General features: G+C 65.3%; 18 protein-coding genes. 9 read left to right on the plus strand and 9 right to left on the minus strand.

The window, feature by feature from the left end; translation table 11 throughout:
• The first annotated feature begins 126 nt into the window (after positions 1-126).
• The 3 genes from QFZ40_RS18915 to QFZ40_RS18925 are packed head-to-tail and all read left to right on the plus strand — an operon-like array spanning position 127 to position 2,713.
• The gene (locus QFZ40_RS18915; protein ID WP_306906261.1) at positions 127-1,464 is read left to right on the plus strand and encodes a PucR family transcriptional regulator; all 1,338 of its coding nucleotides are present in this window, start codon (positions 127-129) and stop codon (positions 1,462-1,464) included.
• A complete protein-coding gene (locus QFZ40_RS18920) occupies positions 1,439-1,741 on the plus strand; it encodes a helix-turn-helix domain-containing protein (RefSeq protein ID WP_306906263.1) in 303 nt (100 codons plus the stop codon). The genes QFZ40_RS18915 and QFZ40_RS18920 overlap by 26 nt, the downstream gene beginning before the upstream one ends.
• 60 nt (positions 1,742-1,801) lie before the next feature.
• Positions 1,802-2,713: a glutaminase gene (locus QFZ40_RS18925; protein ID WP_306906264.1), complete on the plus strand. Its 912-nt coding sequence runs from the start codon at positions 1,802-1,804 to the stop codon at positions 2,711-2,713.
• Positions 2,714-2,762: 49 nt separating this feature from the next.
• On the opposite strand, the gene QFZ40_RS18930 is transcribed toward QFZ40_RS18925, so the two are convergent.
• Together QFZ40_RS18930 and QFZ40_RS18935 are read right to left on the minus strand one after the other, a co-directional pair.
• Positions 2,763-3,341, minus strand: a complete 579-nt coding sequence (locus tag QFZ40_RS18930) for a DUF4190 domain-containing protein (RefSeq protein ID WP_306906266.1) — start codon at positions 3,339-3,341, stop codon at positions 2,763-2,765.
• Between the two features lie 59 nt (positions 3,342-3,400).
• Positions 3,401-4,474, minus strand: coding sequence for a nuclease-related domain-containing protein (locus QFZ40_RS18935; RefSeq protein WP_306906268.1), 1,074 nt, complete (start codon positions 4,472-4,474; stop codon positions 3,401-3,403).
• 195 nt (positions 4,475-4,669) lie between these two features.
• Here QFZ40_RS18935 and pgm point away from each other — a divergent pair, with 195 nt between their 5' ends.
• Entirely contained in the window at positions 4,670-6,328 is a 1,659-nt protein-coding gene (gene pgm / locus QFZ40_RS18940; protein WP_306906270.1) for a phosphoglucomutase (alpha-D-glucose-1,6-bisphosphate-dependent), read from the plus strand.
• A gap of 114 nt (positions 6,329-6,442) precedes the next feature.
• Here the strand turns inward: pgm and QFZ40_RS18945 are convergent, their stop codons facing one another.
• Positions 6,443-7,048, minus strand: a complete 606-nt coding sequence (locus tag QFZ40_RS18945; protein WP_306906272.1) for a malonic semialdehyde reductase — start codon at positions 7,046-7,048, stop codon at positions 6,443-6,445.
• Between the two features lie 189 nt (positions 7,049-7,237).
• Between QFZ40_RS18945 and QFZ40_RS18950 the strand changes: the two genes are divergently transcribed.
• Positions 7,238-8,590, plus strand: coding sequence for a uracil-xanthine permease family protein (locus QFZ40_RS18950; protein ID WP_306906274.1), 1,353 nt, complete (start codon positions 7,238-7,240; stop codon positions 8,588-8,590).
• A gap of 25 nt (positions 8,591-8,615) precedes the next feature.
• Here the strand turns inward: QFZ40_RS18950 and QFZ40_RS18955 are convergent, their stop codons facing one another.
• The 5 genes from QFZ40_RS18955 to QFZ40_RS18975 form a co-directional block, all read right to left on the minus strand.
• Positions 8,616-9,488: an SGNH/GDSL hydrolase family protein gene (locus QFZ40_RS18955; protein ID WP_306906276.1), complete on the minus strand. Its 873-nt coding sequence runs from the start codon at positions 9,486-9,488 to the stop codon at positions 8,616-8,618.
• Complete coding sequence (locus QFZ40_RS18960) at positions 9,485-10,360, minus strand: GAF and ANTAR domain-containing protein (RefSeq protein WP_306906278.1); 876 nt, start codon at positions 10,358-10,360, stop codon at positions 9,485-9,487. Before QFZ40_RS18960 ends, QFZ40_RS18955 begins: the two co-directional genes overlap by 4 nt.
• Positions 10,361-10,443: 83 nt before the next feature.
• Positions 10,444-11,331 carry a glycosyltransferase family A protein gene (locus QFZ40_RS18965; protein ID WP_306906280.1) on the minus strand — a complete coding sequence of 296 codons (888 nt, stop codon included), beginning with the start codon at positions 11,329-11,331 and terminating at the stop codon, positions 10,444-10,446.
• A 142-nt stretch (positions 11,332-11,473) separates the two neighbouring features.
• Positions 11,474-11,989 (minus strand): hypothetical protein, encoded by a 516-nt coding sequence (locus QFZ40_RS18970; RefSeq protein ID WP_306906282.1) that lies wholly within the window; start codon positions 11,987-11,989, stop codon positions 11,474-11,476.
• A gap of 46 nt (positions 11,990-12,035) precedes the next feature.
• Complete coding sequence (locus QFZ40_RS18975) at positions 12,036-12,935, minus strand: SDR family oxidoreductase (protein ID WP_306906285.1); 900 nt, start codon at positions 12,933-12,935, stop codon at positions 12,036-12,038.
• A 208-nt stretch (positions 12,936-13,143) separates the two neighbouring features.
• Here QFZ40_RS18975 and QFZ40_RS18980 point away from each other — a divergent pair, with 208 nt between their 5' ends.
• From QFZ40_RS18980 to QFZ40_RS18990, 3 genes are all read left to right on the plus strand, one after another.
• Positions 13,144-13,656, plus strand: a complete 513-nt coding sequence (locus QFZ40_RS18980) for a DUF6328 family protein (protein WP_306906287.1) — start codon at positions 13,144-13,146, stop codon at positions 13,654-13,656.
• A 49-nt stretch (positions 13,657-13,705) separates the two neighbouring features.
• Positions 13,706-14,368 (plus strand): DUF6766 family protein, encoded by a 663-nt coding sequence (locus tag QFZ40_RS18985; protein WP_306906288.1) that lies wholly within the window; start codon positions 13,706-13,708, stop codon positions 14,366-14,368.
• A 76-nt stretch (positions 14,369-14,444) separates the two neighbouring features.
• Positions 14,445-14,810, plus strand: a complete 366-nt coding sequence (locus QFZ40_RS18990) for a LuxR family transcriptional regulator (RefSeq protein WP_306906290.1) — start codon at positions 14,445-14,447, stop codon at positions 14,808-14,810.
• Positions 14,811-14,834: 24 nt separating this feature from the next.
• On the opposite strand, the gene QFZ40_RS18995 is transcribed toward QFZ40_RS18990, so the two are convergent.
• Positions 14,835-15,959 (minus strand): glycerate kinase, encoded by a 1,125-nt coding sequence (locus QFZ40_RS18995; RefSeq protein ID WP_306906292.1) that lies wholly within the window; start codon positions 15,957-15,959, stop codon positions 14,835-14,837.
• 173 nt (positions 15,960-16,132) lie between these two features.
• Here QFZ40_RS18995 and QFZ40_RS19000 point away from each other — a divergent pair, with 173 nt between their 5' ends.
• Positions 16,133-17,167: a ribokinase gene (locus QFZ40_RS19000; RefSeq protein WP_373427450.1), complete on the plus strand. Its 1,035-nt coding sequence runs from the start codon at positions 16,133-16,135 to the stop codon at positions 17,165-17,167.
• Positions 17,168-17,172 lie beyond the last annotated feature (5 nt).

The raw sequence follows: 17,172 nt of genomic DNA on the forward strand, positions 1-17,172 counted from the left end.
GCCCCTTTGTGCCGCCAGCCAATTTTGGCCAGCGGGAACGCGAGTAAGGTACATGGCTGTGGCAATGACTGCCGGCTCCGCGGAGCATGAAACTTTATAAGCACCAGAAAGGGTCTGAACAAAGACGTGAGGCCTGAAGAGCAAACCGTCGACGCCGTCGGCGTCACACTGAGCGACGTCCTGGAAGACATCGGGGTCGACAACGCCAGGCTGCTGATGGCTCCCGGGCCGAAGAATGAACAGGTCCGCGAAACCGCGATTGTTGACCCTGAGGACGGCGCGGCCGTGGCACCCGGCGCCTTGGTGTTTCTCGTGGGGGCGCGAGGGCGGGCGTCACTGCCAGCAGTCCGGGCATTGCTGGCCGGCCGGCCCGTGGCCATAGCCATCAAGGGTTCCGAGACGGAACTGGCTGCCGTCCGCGAGGTGATGGAAGGAACCGGAACGGGGCTTATTGCCGTTGCTGCAGGAGCCCGCTGGGACCAGCTCGAGGGGATAGCGATAGACCGCCTCCGGGAATCACTCCCTTCAGGGGATGCGTCCACACTCATGCAGCGGGACCTGTTTGGCATCGCCCAGACCACGGCCACGCTCACCCGGGGCCACGTGGTGATCGAGGACACCGCCAACCGGGTACTGGCGTACTCGCCCGCCTCAAATGACGTCGACGAGCTGCGGCGGCTGTCCATCCTGGCCCGCCGCGGTCCGGAGCGTTACCAGAAACTATTGAAGGAATCCGGGGTCTACAAGCATCTGCAGGGCGGAGAGGTGCCCATCCACATCCCTGCCAACCCGGAGGAAGGCCTTCGTGAAAGGGTGGCGATCGCCATCTTCGCAGGCCGCAGGATCCTGGGCTACATCTGGCTGCAGGAGGGGACGGAACAGCTTGCAGCCAACACTGACAGGATCATGGTGGGTTCCGCGCGGCATGCCGCCATCGAACTGGTGAGGCACCGCAACGAACAATCGCAGTCCATGCGCCGCGACCGGGTCTCCAGTCTTCTGAGCGGCACCGCCCAAATCCACTCACAGGCACAGTCCGCCGGACTCGATCCTTCCAGGCCTGCAGCGCTGGTGCTGGTCTCTTCCGGCAGTCTGCATCAGTCAGCGCCGGGTCTTCAGCTCCAGCGCGGGGAACTGGCCAACCTGGTGTCGATCCACGCTGCCGCCTACCGGCCCGGGGCCGTAGTGGGGGCCCTCGGCCTGGAGACGGCCATCATCCTGCCTGACCTGGATCCGGTAAAGTCCCCGGCCGCCATCAGCAGGCTGGTGAACGTGATCGTCCGCGACGCCGGAGCGCACCTTGACCTGCAGGTGAAGGCCGCGATCGGCGCCCGTTGTGGAGCGCCTGGACAAGCTGCATACATCACTGGAGCACGTGAGGAACGTCCTGACGGTGCTTCACACGGACCCCACCCTCAAGGTTGCATCCTTCAGCGAAGTGGAAACCACGGTGCTGGTCAATGAGCTGCTCGACCTTGTGGGATCACGGCAGGAAATCCGCCACAAGGGCATCACGGAACTCTGTGACCGCTATCCGGAATTCGCCATAACCCTGCTGGCCTACCTGGAATCATTCGGCGACGTCAACCGGTGCGCGGAGGATCTGGTGATCCACCGCAACACCGTGCACTACCGCCTGCGCCGCTCCTGCGAAGTGGCCGGGATCGATCTTCAGGACCCGGGCCAGCGCCTGTTGGCGCACCTTCAGATCCGGCTGTGGACACGGTCCCGAAACAACTGACTTTTCCCTCACCAGCTACCTCCTCACCAGCTACCTCCGAAAGAACAGAACACACCATCCATGGACATTCAAAACCTCCTCGACGACATCGTCGGATCCGTCAGACCCCGGCTGGGGCAGGGCGAAGTGGCCAACTACATACCCCAGCTGGGGGCAGTGGACGTCGGCCAGTTCGGAATTTCCGTCGCCACCGGGGACGGCGAGGTCTACGCCTCCGGCGACGCTGCCGTGCCCTTCTCCATCCAGAGCATTTCCAAGGTTTTCGCGCTGGCCCTTGTCCTGGCCGGCGACGGCGACGGTATTTGGAAGCGGGTCTTCCGCGAACCTTCGGGCAACCCGTTCAACTCACTCGTGCAGCTGGAGCACGAGGACGGGATTCCACGGAACCCGTTCATCAACGCCGGCGCACTGGTGGTCACCGATCGGCTCCTGAGCATCACCGGCGATGCCTCCGGAGCCGTCCTTGACCTGCTGCGGCAGGAAAGCGGCAACAGTTCGATCGGGGTTGACGACGTCGTGGCCGAGTCCGAAGCCAGGAACAGCAACCGGAACGCCTCCCTGGCGCATTTCCTTGCGAGCTGCGGCAACCTCGAGAACCCCGTGCAGGACGTGCTGGACAACTACATCCTGCAGTGCTCGCTGGAGATGAGCTGTACGGACCTGGCCTTGGCCAGCAGGTTCCTCGCCAACAACGGCGTGCGGGTCGACGGCACCGCCCTGCTGTCCTCGCCGCAGACAAAGCGGATCAATGCGGTGATGCTGACGTGCGGGACTTATGACGCCGCAGGGGAATTCGCCTACCGCGTTGGACTGCCCGGCAAGAGCGGAGTGGGCGGCGGAATCATCGCTGTGGTACCGAACAACTGCACGGTATGCGTGTGGAGTCCCGGCCTGGGGAAGTCCGGAAACTCTGTGGCAGGAGTGGCAGCCCTGGACGAGTTCACCACCAGGACCGGATTGTCGGTTTTCTAAAGGGACCTTGTGTTGCGCCCGGGGTCAATAGCGGGCTGCCACGGACGGCCTAGTAGGTGTAGCTTCCGTTGGAACGGTACATCGTTGCGGCAATGATCACGAAAACCCAGAATGCCCCGTAGCCGAGCAGGCAGAGGTATCCGAGGACCAGACCGGTGATGGACATGCCCTTGCCGGAAGGTTCGCGCCGAAGCGCCAGGTGGCCGGTGATGATTGCGGCGATCTGGGGAAGCATGAACCAGCCGAGCATCACAGAGACGATGCCGCACACCATGCTGGCGATGCTGAGGCCTTTGGGCTCCGCCGGCATGCCGTAGTACGCGGACTGACCATAAGGGCTGGGAGGCTGGCCGTACGGTCCTGCGGGCTGGCCGTACGGGCTGGGAGGCTGAGCGTAGGGCGGGCCGTACGGCTCGCCCGGCTGGCCGTACTGGTTTTGCCCGAACTGCGGCTGGTTGTCCTGGTTCTGGCCAAACTGCTGCTGGCCGCGCTCCGGTGGCGGTGGAGCCGGGATCTCGGACCCCTGCGGAGGCACGAACTTTGGCGGCTGGTAGCCCTCGGGCGTATCGCCGGATGGCTGTTCGTCTGGTCCCTCTGAGTCCGGGCGCTGGGTCGGCTGGTCACTCATGGTTTCCCCCTCCAAAGTCTTTGTTTCCCAGCCTACCGCCGCGGTTACCGTCAGATGTCCTACCGCCCCCAATACGGCAGGACATACACGGCGAAAGTCACGAAGGCAGCCAGGAAGAACAGCCTTCCCATTCCCGTCGCGGCGGCCATGCCACTGGATCGTGGGGCTGGTTTCCGGAGTCCCGGCGCTGCTTCCCGCAGTCCCGGCCGCACGCTTGCTGGTCCCTGTCGCCCAGCCTTAGGCGACGTGGCTGCGGGTGAGCTGGCTGCAGGTGACGTGGCTGCGCCCGACCCGGCTTCACTCGCTCCACGGGCCGGTACCCGGCGCATCGGTCCCCCATCTCCCGGTCCGCCAAAGCGCGTCGCCCCGCCCGGTCCGCCGACGCGCGGTCCACCGACGCGCGGTGACCCGCCCGCCGGCGACTTGTCCGCCGGAGGGAGCAACGACAAACCCTCGCCCTGCTCCTGGGTCAGCTGCTCGCCGAGCCGGACATACAGCCCCACCACGCTGTCCTGGTCAAGGGCCCGGGGCAGCGCCAGAATGGCGTCCACCACCCGGTCGGTGCCGGCGACGGCAACATCAGAGCTGGTGATTCCAAAAACGTCAGGCTGGGCCGACATACAGATCATGGGGCGGGCGAACCGGCGGAGCGGTGGTTCAAGGACCGAAGCCACGGCAGCGCACTGGGCCAGGGCTCCCTCGACAGCTAATGTCCTCGAGTAGCGGCCCTGCCACAACACACCGGAGGAGACGCGGACCTCTCCTGTCCAGTTCTTCGCGTCCACCACCACTACACCGCCCGGTCCCACCAGCACGTGGTCCAGGTTCGCCTTGGGCCTTCCGGGCCAGTGGACATCATGCAGCACGTACCAGCCGTGGGGAATGAGCTCGCTCAGTTTGTCCGCCACCAGCCTTTCGCAGGGAGCGCCGACATCCCACGGTTTCGTCGCCCGCTCGGCCTGGTCGAGCTGGCGCTTCAACCGCGCCACCCGCTCGGCAGCCAGCCTCGACTGTTCGGCTGCCCCGTCGCCTGCCCCCATCACACGCCCTGCTTTCCTGACGTCCGCGACGGCGGTGCTGGCGCCGTCGTCCGTTGCCTCGCAAATCTCCCGCGTACTTCCCTGTCCATCCAAAGTCTTTTGCGGAGTTTCTTGAAAGTAGCAGCGGCGCGGGCTGGCGGTATATAAGTACTTTTGGGCCGAGTACTCAGTTTCACTACCTGTTTTCCACGCGCTGTTCCCACCGCATTGTGGGGAAATCTTCCGTCACAGGGGCAGTAATCCGGTCAGGTCGTTTTTCCTCCGGCCCCCGTCTGGCATGCTGGTGCCATGGCTAGCCGCGCGGGCACAGTTGCCCAACCCCAGGACCTTGTTGATATCACTGCTCTCCTTGACGCGTATTACGACGTCTCGCCGGATCTCGATGATCCCGGCCAGCGGGTGGCTTTTGGCACCTCCGGACACCGGGGATCCAGCCTCAAGGCCTCGTTCAACGAGAAGCATATTGTCGCGATAACCCAGGCCATCGTGGAATACCGGGCCGGGCAGGGCATCACCGGCCCGCTGTTCTTGGCAAAGGACACACATGCGCTGAGTGAGCCGGCCCAGAATTCGGCGCTTGAGGTGCTCGCCGCGAACGGCGTCCAGGTGCTGATCGACGCACGTCACGGCTACACGCCCACACCTGCGCTGAGCCATGCCATCCTTACCTACAACAGGGCACGCCTTCCCGGTGCGCCCGAGGCAGACGGCATCGTGGTCACTCCCAGCCACAACCCGCCAGCCGACGGCGGCTTCAAGTACAACCCGCCGCATGGCGGCCCCGCAGACTCGGACGCCACCGGCTGGATTGCCAACCGCGCCAACGAGCTGCTCGAAAACGATCTCCGCGGCGTGAAGCGCATTCCGCTCGCGGATGCCCAGGCTGCGGACACCACCGGAAAGTTCGATTTCCTCAGCAGCTACGTTGACGACCTCCCGTCCGTGCTGAACCTGGATGCCATCCGCGACGCCGGCGTCCGCATCGGTGCTGACCCCATGGGGGGAGCCGCCGTCGATTACTGGGGCGAGATCGGCGAGCGCCACCACCTGAACCTGACCGTGGTGAACCCGACAGTGGACCCGCAGTGGGCATTCATGACCCTGGACTGGGACGAGAAGATCCGGATGGACTGCTCGTCCCCGTCGGCGATGGCGTCGCTCATCCAACGGATGTCCGACGGCGGCAGTTCAGCTGCGTTCGACGTCGCCACCGGGAATGACGCCGACGCCGACCGGCACGGCATCGTCACCCCGGACGGCGGGCTGATGAACCCGAACCATTACCTCGCCGTCGCCATCGACTACCTCTACCGCAACCGCAGCGGCTGGAACCCCGCCTCCGTAGTGGGCAAGACCCTCGTGTCGTCCTCCATCATCGACCGCGTGGCCGACAGCCTGGGACGCAAACTTGTGGAAGTACCCGTGGGCTTCAAGTGGTTTGTGCCCGGGCTGCTGTCGGGCGAAGGCGCATTCGGCGGCGAGGAATCGGCCGGCGCCTCCTTCAACAAAAAGGACGGCAGCGTCTGGACCACGGACAAGGACGGCATCCTGCTCGCGCTGCTGGCATCGGAAATTACGGCTGTAACGGGTAAATCCCCGTCACAGCTCTACAAGGGCCTGACAGATCAGTTCGGCGCGCCGGTCTATGCGCGTATTGATGCTGCGGCCACGCGTGAGCAGAAGGCGGCACTCGGCAAGCTGTCGCCGTCGGACGTCACCGCAACCGAGCTCGCAGGCGAGGCCATCACCGCCAAGCTCACCGAGGCGCCCGGCAACGGCGCCTCCATCGGCGGCCTCAAAGTAGTCACCGAGAACGCCTGGTTCGCCGCACGCCCGTCCGGCACCGAGGATGTCTACAAGATCTACGCCGAGTCATTCAAGGGCGAGGAGCACCTCAAGCAGGTCCAGGCGGAAGCCAAGGCCCTCGTGGACGGTGTGATCGCCTAGCCCGCTCCGGAATAGCTAAACGCTCCCTCACAGCAGGACGTGAGGGAGCGTTGGCGGTTAAGGCGCAGGACGTGAGGGAGCGTTGGCGGTTAAGGCGCAGGACGTGAGAGAGCGTCAGACGGTGCGGACGACGTCCTCGTAGGCGAACTTGGGCTTCGCGTCGCCCCAGGCGTCCTCGCCGGGCTGGCCGATGTTGACCAGCAGGAAGCTCTTCCGGTCCTCGGCCGGGAAGAACGCCGCATCGATGGCGGCGAAGTCCGCGCCGGTCATGGGGCCTGCGGCAAAGCCCAGGGAGCGGACCGCGAGGATGAAGTAGCCGGCCTGGAGGTGCGCGTTGTTGTTGCCAGTGGTCGCTGTGAGCTCGGGCGAGGAATCGTACCTCGCTTTAGGAGCGTTGTAGCCCGGCAGGAAGGTATCCCACTGCTCGGCCCACGAGGTGTCATAGCTGAGGATGGCAACCAGCGGGGCCGAAGCGGTCTTGGCCCGGTTTCCGGCCGCGAGCGTGTCAACGAGCGTGGCCCGGGCTTCGTCCGAGCGTACATAGGTCACGCGGAGCGGCTGGGAGTTGAACGCTGTGGGGCCGAACTTGGTGAGTTCATAGATGGCGCGGGCCTGATCCTCTGTCACCTCGCCGGTGAACGAGTTGGCCGTGCGGGCCTCGGCAAAAATGGCGTCGACGGCGGCCGCATCGATGGCCGCTTCTTCATGGGCAATAGTCATTGGCTTACCTTTCGCTGGGCCCGCATGCCTGCCGGCTGCGGCGGTTCTGCTTTCCATGGTTGCAACTTCAAGTGGTTGTGTCCTCTTCCCATGACGGCAGGTGACGTTGGGCACGTCTAAAACCGGCGCGGTATTGTTGCACCGGAAGATCCCCGCCCCCCGCGGCAACCCCTTTGAAAGGCCCCCGCCATGAGCATGCTTGGAACCAAATGGAAGCTGCACGGCACCGGCAGGACCATCCGGCCCGGCCATGTGGTGGCGCCGCATGAAAGGCTGACCTGGCCGCTGACCATCGGCGTGGGCATGCAGCACGTGGTGGCCATGTTCGGTGCCACGTTCCTCGTACCCATCCTGACGGGAATGCCGCCCGCTACAACTCTGTTCTTCTCCGGCGTTGGCACGCTGCTTTTCCTGGTCATCACCCAAGGCAGGGTGCCCAGCTACCTTGGGTCGAGCTTTGCGTTCATCGCCCCCATCATGGCCTCCCAGCAGCAGTTCGGCGTGCCGGGCGCACTGGGCGGAGTGGTCCTTGCCGGCGTCGTGCTGGCCCTCATCGGGGCGATCGTGCAGAAGTTCGGTGCGGGCTGGATCAACCGGCTGATGCCACCCATCGTCACCGGCGCCATTGTGGCCCTGATCGGGCTGAACCTTGCCCCGGCGGCCAAGCAAAACTTCGATGCGGCCCCGGTTACGGCCGTGATCACACTGGCGACGGTCATCCTGGTGAGCGTCCTGTTCAGGGGCATCCTGGGGCGGTTGAGCATTCTGGTGGGCGTGGTGGTCGGTTACCTGGTGGCAATGATGCGCGGGGAAGTGCACTACGACAAGATGGACGCAGCCGCCTGGATCGGCCTCCCCCAGTTCCAGACGCCTGAATTCCATGTGGGTGTGCTTGGCCTCTTCGTCCCCGTGGTGCTGGTGCTGGTTGCGGAGAACATCGGTCACGTGAAGTCCGTGGCGGCAATGACGGGCCAGAACCTCGACGGCGTCTCCGGCCGCGCGCTGTTGGCCGACGGCGCTGCGACCGTGCTCGCCGGCCTGGGCGGCGGCTCCGGCACCACCACTTACGCGGAAAACATCGGCGTCATGGCGGCTACCAAGGTGTATTCGACGGCGGCGTACTGGGTGGCGGGCATCTTTGCCATCCTCCTGAGCTTCTCCCCGAAGTTCGGCGAACTGATTGCCACCGTGCCTCCGGGCGTGCTCGGCGGTGCAGCCACCATGCTGTACGGCATGATCGGCGTCCTGGGCGTGAAGATCTGGGTGCAGAACAAGGTGAATTTTGCCAACCCGGTAAACCTGACCACCGCCGCCGTCGCACTGATCATCGGCATCGCGGACTACAGCTGGACCGTTGGCGACCTGAAGTTCACCGGGATCGCCTTGGGCTCGGCCGCTGCGCTGGTGATCTACCACGGCATGAAGGCCATCGCGAAAGCCCGTGGCTCGGTGGCTGAGCCCGAAAGCGAACAGGCGGGCCTGCCGCCCGCGGTGAAGGCGGCAGTCAACGCCGCCGCCAAGCGGGCGCCCAAGAAGCGCTGACACCTCCGGCCGGCGGAACCGGAAGTCAGGCTGCGGAATTGCCCAGGAAGGGACCGGGCGGCCTGCCGACTCCAAAAACAGGACCCGGGCGGGGACGTTTGGCCCGCAGCGCGTCTGCCGATGACCTTTGCGTGAGCTGGCGGAGCGCCCAGGGGACAAGGTACTCCCGGGCCCAGACGAGGTCCTCTGCACGGGCCTCCTTCCAGCTCCGCGCCGGTAACTGCTTAGGCTCCAGTGGCTGCAGGCTGTGCGGTACGCCCAGGGCGTTCAATACCGCCAAGGCAATCGTGTGGTGGCCCAGGGGGGAGAAGTGGAGCCTGTCAGGGTCCCACATGCCGGGCCCGGTGAGCTCGCGCAGGCACCAGAGGTCAACGATCACCGCGTCATGACGGGCCGCCACTGTATGTAGGTTCTCGTTGAAGATCGCCACCTTGCCACGGATCTGGCTAAGCACAGGCGTTGCCCCCCAGTCCGGACCTGCGAAGAGGACCACCGTCGCGCCGGTTGAAGTCAGCAGTTCCACACCGGCGTCGATCTTTTCGGCCAGGCGGTCAGGATCACTGCGGCGGAACACCACGTCGTTGCCGCCACCGGAAAGAGTGACAAGATCAGGTTTCAGCGCCAGTGCCGGTCCTAACTGCTGGTCCAGTATCTGCCGCAGCAACAAGCCCCGGATCGCCAGGTTGGCGTAGGAGAAGTCCGGCTGTCCTGCACTGAGTTCCTCTGCCACCCGGTCAGCCCACCCACGCAGCCCGCCTTGGCTGTGCGGCTCGGGATCCCCTATCCCTTCCGTGAAGGAGTCGCCGAGGGCGACGAAGCGGTGCCACGGGTGCGCATTCTGCCCTGGACTCGTGTCGGTGGTGGCTGGCTGCAGGCCCGAAGGCTCCGGGACGTTCATGCTCTGCTCCTTGTTCGGCGCGGTGATGCGGCCCGTCGCTGCGGGACACTTTCCTGCGTTGAAGCGATCCGCGGCGGTGACACCTTCGGAAGCGTGGAATCGGCTGCTGTCCTGCTCTGGATTTCCTGGGCTTCCTGGCCGGGACCCTGCTGGCCCCTTCCGGAAGCGGACGAGACGACGCTCAACGCAGCATCGCGGAGTCCGAGGTTGTTGTGCAGGGCCACGGTCCGCAAATATTGAAAGGCCCCCTCATGGCTGAGTCCGTAGTCGCTCATCAGCGTCCGCACCGCCAGGTCCATCAGCGCCATGGAGGTCTGGGCAACCGCGAGTTCCGCGTTCGCCTCGGCGCGTTCCACCAGCCGCAGCACCATCCGAAGGGCGCGGGCAACATGCCTGGCATAGCTGCGAGTCCTGACAATGTCCTCACTGGTGAAGGCGTGGGGGACGGCGGCATACAGGTTGATGGCGGCGCTGGAACCGGCGGCGGACACAATGGGCATGGACAGGAGGGACCCCACTCCGTGGCTGGCAGCAGCGACGGCGTATCCGGGCCACTGCCTGTCCTGCGCCAGATCCGCCACATGCACAAAGTCGCCCGAGCGCACAGCCTGCAGGAGCGGCCCGTCAGCAAAGGAGCACTGCTCCCGGTCAGCAGCCAGCGCCTGTGCGCTTCCGGCCGCAAGGGTATGTGCCTCCCCCCGGCTGAACAAGGTGGCGGCCCAGTTGATATCCCGCCGGGCGCCTTGGATGTCCCTCATGAATTCGGCGGTGACATCGCTCAGGAAATTCTCGACGTCGTTGCTTTCGAAAACAACGTCCTGGGGGGCACGCAGCGGCTCCCAGCGATCGCCCCCTGAGGTCTCCACGGCCATGTTCCACGCCTAGGTTCGAAACCCATCGGCCCACTGCAAGGCCATATTCCAAGGATACGTCCGCTGCCGGCCGGAAGGGGTGTTCAGAGCCCCTCACGATCGGTGGAAGGCCGCTCATGGTTCAACACGACGTCGAAGGCTTCCACACTTCGGTCGCCCACTGTGGTGGGAGATTCAAGATGGACCGCGCCGGACGGCAGGATCCCCGCTCCGCCGAACCTCTCCATCACCTGCCACTGGGCAAGAACGTCCTCTCCGGCATGGTTCGGCGGAAGGCCCCGCCAGAAGGTGAATCCTCCGGACTCGACGAGGGCATCCCTGCGGTACAACGTGCAGCCTCCCAGCCAGGCCACCCGGTACGGCACCCATTGTCCTGGCTGCAGGGAAAGGTCCAAGCTGAGGTGGCTGAGGTTGGCGGCGCTGTGAAGGGGCCACCGGCGGAATTCCGGCCGGTTCGGCCGGATCCTTTCCGCCTGCACAGGGCCCTCCCAGGCTTCGAACACCTCTGTCTGGTCGGGCCGCCTGTCGTCCAGGTAGGAAAGCCCTTGCGGCGCCATTCCCACAAAGCCACACCGGAGTTCGTCAAGCGCTGAACTAAGCCGGTCCAGCGAACCCGGTTCCAGCCACACGTCGTCGTCCAGGAACAGGCACTTGTCTGCGGCCGACTGCTCCAGCAGGAACTGCCGGTGTTCCGCGAGCCCCTGCCGCGGCAGGTGGCGGAGGAGAGTCACCGGCCGGCCTTCTGCTTCCAGGACACGGACCATCGCTGCCGCCGCCGGGTGTTCCCAGCCCGGGGCGTCCCGCGACTGGTCGCTGATAATGACGCCGAAATCGGGATCGGACTGACCCGCGAGACCCGCGAGGGTGACGGCAAGTTCCGCCGGCCGGTCACAGGTGGGAACGAGGACGTCCACAGCGACCTGCCCGGGGATGCCGCGCTGCGCCCAGCGCTCCGATGATCTTCTGCTCATGGCACACCTCTGGGCTTCCGGGATTGCGGTCCCAGACTCGGCGGGTCCGCTATGGACAGGTACCCCAATGGTCCGCAAAATATGCCCCTGGCACGTGCCCGGCTTCCCCTATGCCGGCCTGAACCCCCGGCGCCCCGTGCGGTCAGCCGGCGTCGAAACTTTCCTCGTCGTCGTCGTTCGGTGACTTCTCCCGGGGAAGGTCGTTCCCGCTGCCGTCCGGGAGTCCGGCAGCATCCTGATCGGGCTCGGAGGAGAAGGCCGCCGAGCCTTGCGTGTCGGCATTGGATTCGTCGATTCCGGCCTCGGCTGAGGGCACGTCGGCGTCCCTGGGGACCGGCGGCTCCCCGGGCTCGAACCCGGGATCGTTCGTGTCGCTCTCGGCGTGATACTGCGCGTCGATGCCGCCGAAGCGGCCGGCCCCCGGCTCGCCCGCGCTGTCCTGGTCCTCCTCCTCGAAATGGCTGAGGTTGGGAGAACCGGTGGCGAACGTTTCCCCGGTGGGGCTGTCCTGGTTCAGGCCTGCGGCGTCAAAATCCTCTTCCTCCCGGGGCTGGGCAAACTGCCTGTTGTCCGGCCCGCCCGTCTCCTGCTCGGCGGTCGGCGTTCCGTAACCGCCCGTTTCCTCCTCGGGAGCCGCATGCTGGTTGTCCTGACTCATGGTTCCTCCTGTTGTGGATGTGGATGAATCTGACCTGGAAAACTCTTTAAAGTCCCTTGCCCCCGGTCACAGGCAGCACGGCTCCGGAGATGTAGGATCCCTGTTCCGAGGCCAGCAACACGTACGCCGGGGCGAGCTCGGCGGGCTGGCCGGCCCTCTGCAGCGGGGTGTCCTGGCCGAATTTGGGCAGCTTGTCCGGCCACTCCGTGGCGGGAATCAGGGGGGTCCAGATAGGACCGGGCGCAACAGCGTTAACGCGGATGCCCTGCGGGCCCAGCTCCTGTGCCAGTGCCTTGGTGAAGGCCACCTGGGCTGCTTTGGTCATGGCGTAGTCAATGAGCTCAGGGGAAGGATTGAAGGCCTGGATGGACGCTGTGGTGATGATCGAAGAGCCGGCCTTGAGATGCGGGACAGCGGCCCGGGCAGTCCACAGGAGCGAGTAGAGGTTGGTCCGGAAGACGCGGTCGAATTCCTCGGTGGGGAGCGATTCGAGGCTCTCCCTGTTCTTTTGGTAGGCCGCGTTAAGCACCACCACGTCCAGGCCGCCAAACTCGGCCACGGTCTCCTCCACAATCCGGGTGCTGAACTCTTCATCACGGGCATCCCCCGGGAGCAGGAGGGCACGCTGCCCGGCTTTGCGGATCCACTCAGCGGTGTCCTGCGCGTCGTCTTCCTCCTCCGGGAGGTAGGAGATGGCGACGTCGGCGCCCTCGCGGGCGAATGCGATCGCCGCGGCCTTCCCTATTCCGGAATCGCCGCCGGTAATGAGTGCAGCCTTGCCCTGGAGCGCGCCATGTCCCTCATAGCTCAGCTCGCCGTGGTCAGGCTTGGGATCCATAGGCGCCGTGAGGCCGGGCTGCTTCTGTTCCTGCTGGGGAAACGGCTCCTGGTGGTAACCGCCCCTGGGGTCTGCAGGCTGGTCCGTCTGCTTCTGCGTGTCGCTCATGATCCACCTACTCGCTGTCGGTTTCTTAAGGCTCCGCCGTGCACCGGCCCTTCGAAACTATCGCGGCGGACTGAGCAAAGTCCACCGTTTGTGCAAATAATCAGTAAACTTATCAAATGTTGATGTTGACGAAACCCGGGCCCGGTTTTGGAGCACCAGGCGCAGGCAGGAACCACGCCGGGACACCGGGGCGCAAGGAGGAACATTGATGTCGGACGTGGAGGACTTCACCAGCAGAAGCGGACGGAACGAAACCCGTGAAGAGCAGCTTGACCGGAACTGGGGTGAACTGCTCCAGGAACTGAGGGTGCTGCAGACCGGTGTCCAGATTCTGGCCGGTTTCCTGCTGACACTCCCGTTCCAGCAGCGCTTCCGGGAACTGGATGATTTCCAGGTAGGCCTCTACCTGGCCAACGTGGTGATGGCCACCATCACCACGGCGTTCATCCTGCTGCCCGTCAGCGTGCACCGGCGGCTGTTCCGTAAGCGGCTCAAGGAAACCCTCGTCTCGAGCGCCGATGCGATCACCAAGATCGCGCTGGCCGGCGTTGGAATGCTGAGCGTGGGAACGGCGTCCCTCGTCTTTGACGTCACCGCCGGGCGCGTGACCGGCCTCGCCGCCGGGGGCGCCCTCCTGGCCATCCTCCTCGTCCTGATGGTGTATGTCCCGATGCACCTGAACAGGCGGGCCGCGGAAAGGAACGGTTCGATCCCCGACTGACCACATTCTTGGCTGACTACTCGAATCTCAGACAACTAATGGAGGAAAGATGCGCAAATGGGCCAAAGAACACGGACTACTGCTCGCCAACATCGCCTTGTTCGTGGTGTTTTTCGGCGGAATGGTGATCTCAGGTGCTTCCGCCTACACCGAGGAGCAGGCAGCCCACGGCCAGCCCGGTGTGTCCGTGCTGGAGTACCTGGCCACCGGAGACTTTGTGGAAGCGACATTTGAAAACTGGGAATCCGAGTTCCTGCAGATGGCCATGTACGTCGTGCTGACGGTTTTCCTTTTCCAGAAGGGCTCGTCCGAGTCCAAGCCCATGGGCAAATCGTCGCCTCAGGACGAGGATCCGCGGGATGCGAAGATCAAGGACGCCACGCCCTGGCCGGTGAAGCGCGGCGGCCTCGTGCTGAAGCTGTACGAACACTCGCTGTCCATACTGCTGCTGCTGCTTTTCGTCGCATCCTTCACCCTGCACGCGGCCGGCGGCACGGCGGCGTACAACGAGGAGCAGCAAAGTCACGGCCAGCCCACTGTCACGATGCTCGGCTACCTCGGAACCAGCCGATTCTGGTTCGAGTCGTTCCAGAACTGGCAGAGCGAGTTCCTGGCCGTCGCTGTCCTCGTGGGCGCATCAGTGTATCTGCGCGAAAAGGGTTCTCCCGAGTCCAAGCCGGTTGCCGAGCCGCACTATGAGACAGGCGCCTGAGCAGCCTGAGCGCCGTGCACATCCTTCATTCGGGTGGCCTGAGTAACCGGCCGGCTAGCCGGGCAGGAGGAATGCCATGCGAACAATCCTGAGAACAGTCCTCTTGGCGGTGGCGCTGGCCGCGGCGGCACCCGTGTTCGTCGCCTCCGCCCAGGCCGCCCCGGGCTCCGTCGCGGTCCGTGCCGTACACCGCCCGGAAGTCCAGTCCGCCGTCACCGTACAGTCGGCAACGACCTTACAGTCGGCCGCGGCCGCCTCCGCCACGAGCCCCTCGCCCACAGATCCGGCCTCCACCGGTCCCGCCAATCCCGGGACAGGGGAAACCGGCGAAGCGGAAGCGACCCGCACTAACTACGCGCCGCTGGTGATCGGAGCAATTGCCGTGCTCACCCTGGTGGTTGTTCTGATTTGGCGCCGGCGACGCAACACCACCATCGTCTAGGCGGCAGCGGCACACCCAGCCCTGCTATGCGCCTTCCAGAAGCTGCACGGTGGCCCGGGACAAGTACTTTGCAGCATGCTCGACGGCGTCCTCCAGGCTGGGCGCGACGTCCAGCAGCTGCGCCGCGGCCACCACGCCATTCGCGGCAAGGTCCTCCGGCGTGACCAGGATCCGTCCCGCCACGACGACCACGGGAATGCCCCGTTCCCGGGCGGCATGCGCGAGTGCGATGGGCGCCTTGCCTGTGAGCGACTGGGAGTCCATCGACCCTTCGCCAGTGATCACCAGGTCAGCGTCGTCGAGCTGCCCGGCCAGCCCGGTGAGCCCGGCTACGAGCGCAAAGCCGCCTTCCAGGCGGGCGTTCGCCAAGCCAATGAACGACGCCGGGAAGCCGCCGGCCGCACCAGCCCCCTCGACGTTGACGTCCCGGCCAGTGGCTTCCCGAAGCAGGGACGCCCAGTTGCGCAGCCCGGCGTCGAGCATTTCCACTGCGGCTTCATCTGCACCCTTCTGCGGCCCAAACACATGGGCTGCACCGTTCGTCCCGTACAGCGGGTTCCTCACGTCCACGGCGATGCGGAAGGAAGCCGCCGACAGCCGGGGGTCCAGTCCTGAGGTATCCAGGGCCACCACGTCCGCCAGCGATCCGCCGCCCAGCGGCACCACGTTCCCGGCGGAATCCAGCGGCCTGAGGCCGAGCGCACGCAGGGCGCCACTTCCGCCGTCGGTCATGGCCGACCCGCCGAGGCCCAGCACAATCTCGGTGGCCCCGGCATCCAGTGCGGCGGCAATCAGCTGGCCGCAACCATAGCTGTGGGCCCTGAGGGCATTTGCCGGCGTGGGTTCCATCTGGGCCAGCCCCGAAGCCTGCGCTGTCTCGATCACGGCCGTAGCCCCGCCGTCGGCCTTCTTGAGGATGGCCCACGCAGCGCCGACAGGCGACAGAATGGGTCCCACGACGGCGTTGATTCGCTCTTCATAACCGGCGGAGACGGCGGCCTCCAGGGTCCCTTCGCCTCCGTCCGCGATGGGAAACTGGGTGGCCACCGCATCGGGATAGACCCGCAGCGCACCTTCAGCAATGGCAGCCGCGGCCTCGGCAGCGGTCAGGGAACCCTTGAATTTGTCCGGAGCTATGAGAATGCGCATGCCGTCCATCATGCCAGCTATCTGACGGAAAGCGCTTGCCAGCTCTATGCGTTCGCCCGGACAGCGCAAACTGACGGCTGCGACATCTGATTCGTGCCCGTGGCTTGCAGAACCCGTTTTTGCCCGGGACCAGACACGCCGGTACGGTCTAGTCCATGCTGAATGGAGTAGACGTGCAAGCAGGAACGGCCGGCCGGATCGTCGTCGTCGGATCACTGAATGCGGACCTGACCGTCTACTGCGAGCGCCTTCCGCTTCCCGGCGAAACGGTGCACGGCAGCGGTTTCGCCGTCCATCCGGGCGGTAAGAGCGCCAACCAGGCCGTCGCCGCGAGCCTGCTCGGCGGAGCGGTCAGCCTCATCGGCGCTGTCGGCGACGATACCAACGGCGCCATGCTCACGGCCTCCGCGGCGGGCGCGGGCGTCGACATTTCACGTGTGCGGATCTCGCAAACAGCGGCTACCGGCGTGGCGGTCATCGCGGTCGACTCCTATGGCGAGAACACCATCATCATCTCGCCGGGAGCCAACGGTACGCTTGGCCCTGCCGACGTCCACGCCTCCGGGGACGCCTTCGACGGTGCCTCCGTGATCTGCCTTTGCCTGGAGGTCAGCCTCGAAACAGTGGTGGCCGCTGCCCGTTCAGGACGCGAAGCCGGGGCAACGGTCCTGCTGAACCTTTCGCCGTATTCCGACATCCCGCAGGAACTGGTGGGGCTCGTTGACATCCTGCTGGTCAACGCCCATGAGGCGTCCCTGTTCCTGGGCGGTGCCGCGATTTCTGAAGGTGGAATACCCGAAGGTAAAGACAAGGCCGGCTGGGAAAGGGCCCGCGTGCGCTTTGCCGAGCTGGGGTTGCAGTGTGTCGTCGTCACTTTGGGAGCCAACGGGTCGGTGGTCCTGGACTCGGCGGCGGACGAAGACAGTAAAGTCGTCCGGGTCGCGCCAGTGGAGGTTAAGGCGGTGGACACCACCGGTGCCGGTGACGCCTTCACTGGTGCCCTGGCAGCCCGTCTTGCCGCGGGTGCTTCCCTCAAGGACGCCGCCGCTTTTGCTTCTGCCGCCTCCTCGCTGGCGGTCACCAGGAAGGGAACGCAGGCGGCATACCCGGATGTAGAAGACGTCAGGCGGCTGCTTGGTTTCCCAAGCGCGGGTTTCCCAACCACGGGTTTCCCAAGTGCGCCGCGCGGAGCTCCTCGCGGCGAATAGCGCTT

This window comes from Arthrobacter pascens (assembly GCF_030816475.1).
GTDB lineage: Bacteria > Actinomycetota > Actinomycetes > Actinomycetales > Micrococcaceae > Arthrobacter > Arthrobacter pascens_B.

Excerpts from the sequence above, each read along its gene's own strand:
- QFZ40_RS18990 (WP_306906290.1), top strand. The coding sequence starts at position 14,445 with ATGCGAACAATCCTGAGAACAGTCCTCTTGGCGGTGGCGCTGGCCGCG.
- QFZ40_RS18955 (WP_306906276.1), bottom strand. The coding sequence starts at position 9,488 with ATGAACGTCCCGGAGCCTTCGGGCCTGCAGCCAGCCACCACCGACACG.
- QFZ40_RS18980 (WP_306906287.1), top strand. The coding sequence starts at position 13,144 with ATGTCGGACGTGGAGGACTTCACCAGCAGAAGCGGACGGAACGAAACC.
- QFZ40_RS18975 (WP_306906285.1), bottom strand. The coding sequence starts at position 12,935 with ATGAGCGACACGCAGAAGCAGACGGACCAGCCTGCAGACCCCAGGGGC.
- QFZ40_RS18945 (WP_306906272.1), bottom strand. The coding sequence starts at position 7,048 with ATGACTATTGCCCATGAAGAAGCGGCCATCGATGCGGCCGCCGTCGAC.
- QFZ40_RS18960 (WP_306906278.1), bottom strand. The coding sequence starts at position 10,360 with ATGGCCGTGGAGACCTCAGGGGGCGATCGCTGGGAGCCGCTGCGTGCC.
- QFZ40_RS18985 (WP_306906288.1), top strand. The coding sequence starts at position 13,706 with ATGCGCAAATGGGCCAAAGAACACGGACTACTGCTCGCCAACATCGCC.
- QFZ40_RS18930 (WP_306906266.1), bottom strand. The coding sequence starts at position 3,341 with ATGAGTGACCAGCCGACCCAGCGCCCGGACTCAGAGGGACCAGACGAA.
- QFZ40_RS18950 (WP_306906274.1), top strand. The coding sequence starts at position 7,238 with ATGAGCATGCTTGGAACCAAATGGAAGCTGCACGGCACCGGCAGGACC.
- QFZ40_RS18965 (WP_306906280.1), bottom strand. The coding sequence starts at position 11,331 with ATGAGCAGAAGATCATCGGAGCGCTGGGCGCAGCGCGGCATCCCCGGG.
- QFZ40_RS18970 (WP_306906282.1), bottom strand. The coding sequence starts at position 11,989 with ATGAGTCAGGACAACCAGCATGCGGCTCCCGAGGAGGAAACGGGCGGT.
- QFZ40_RS18925 (WP_306906264.1), top strand. The coding sequence starts at position 1,802 with ATGGACATTCAAAACCTCCTCGACGACATCGTCGGATCCGTCAGACCC.
- QFZ40_RS18995 (WP_306906292.1), bottom strand. The coding sequence starts at position 15,959 with ATGCGCATTCTCATAGCTCCGGACAAATTCAAGGGTTCCCTGACCGCT.
- pgm (WP_306906270.1), top strand. The coding sequence starts at position 4,670 with ATGGCTAGCCGCGCGGGCACAGTTGCCCAACCCCAGGACCTTGTTGAT.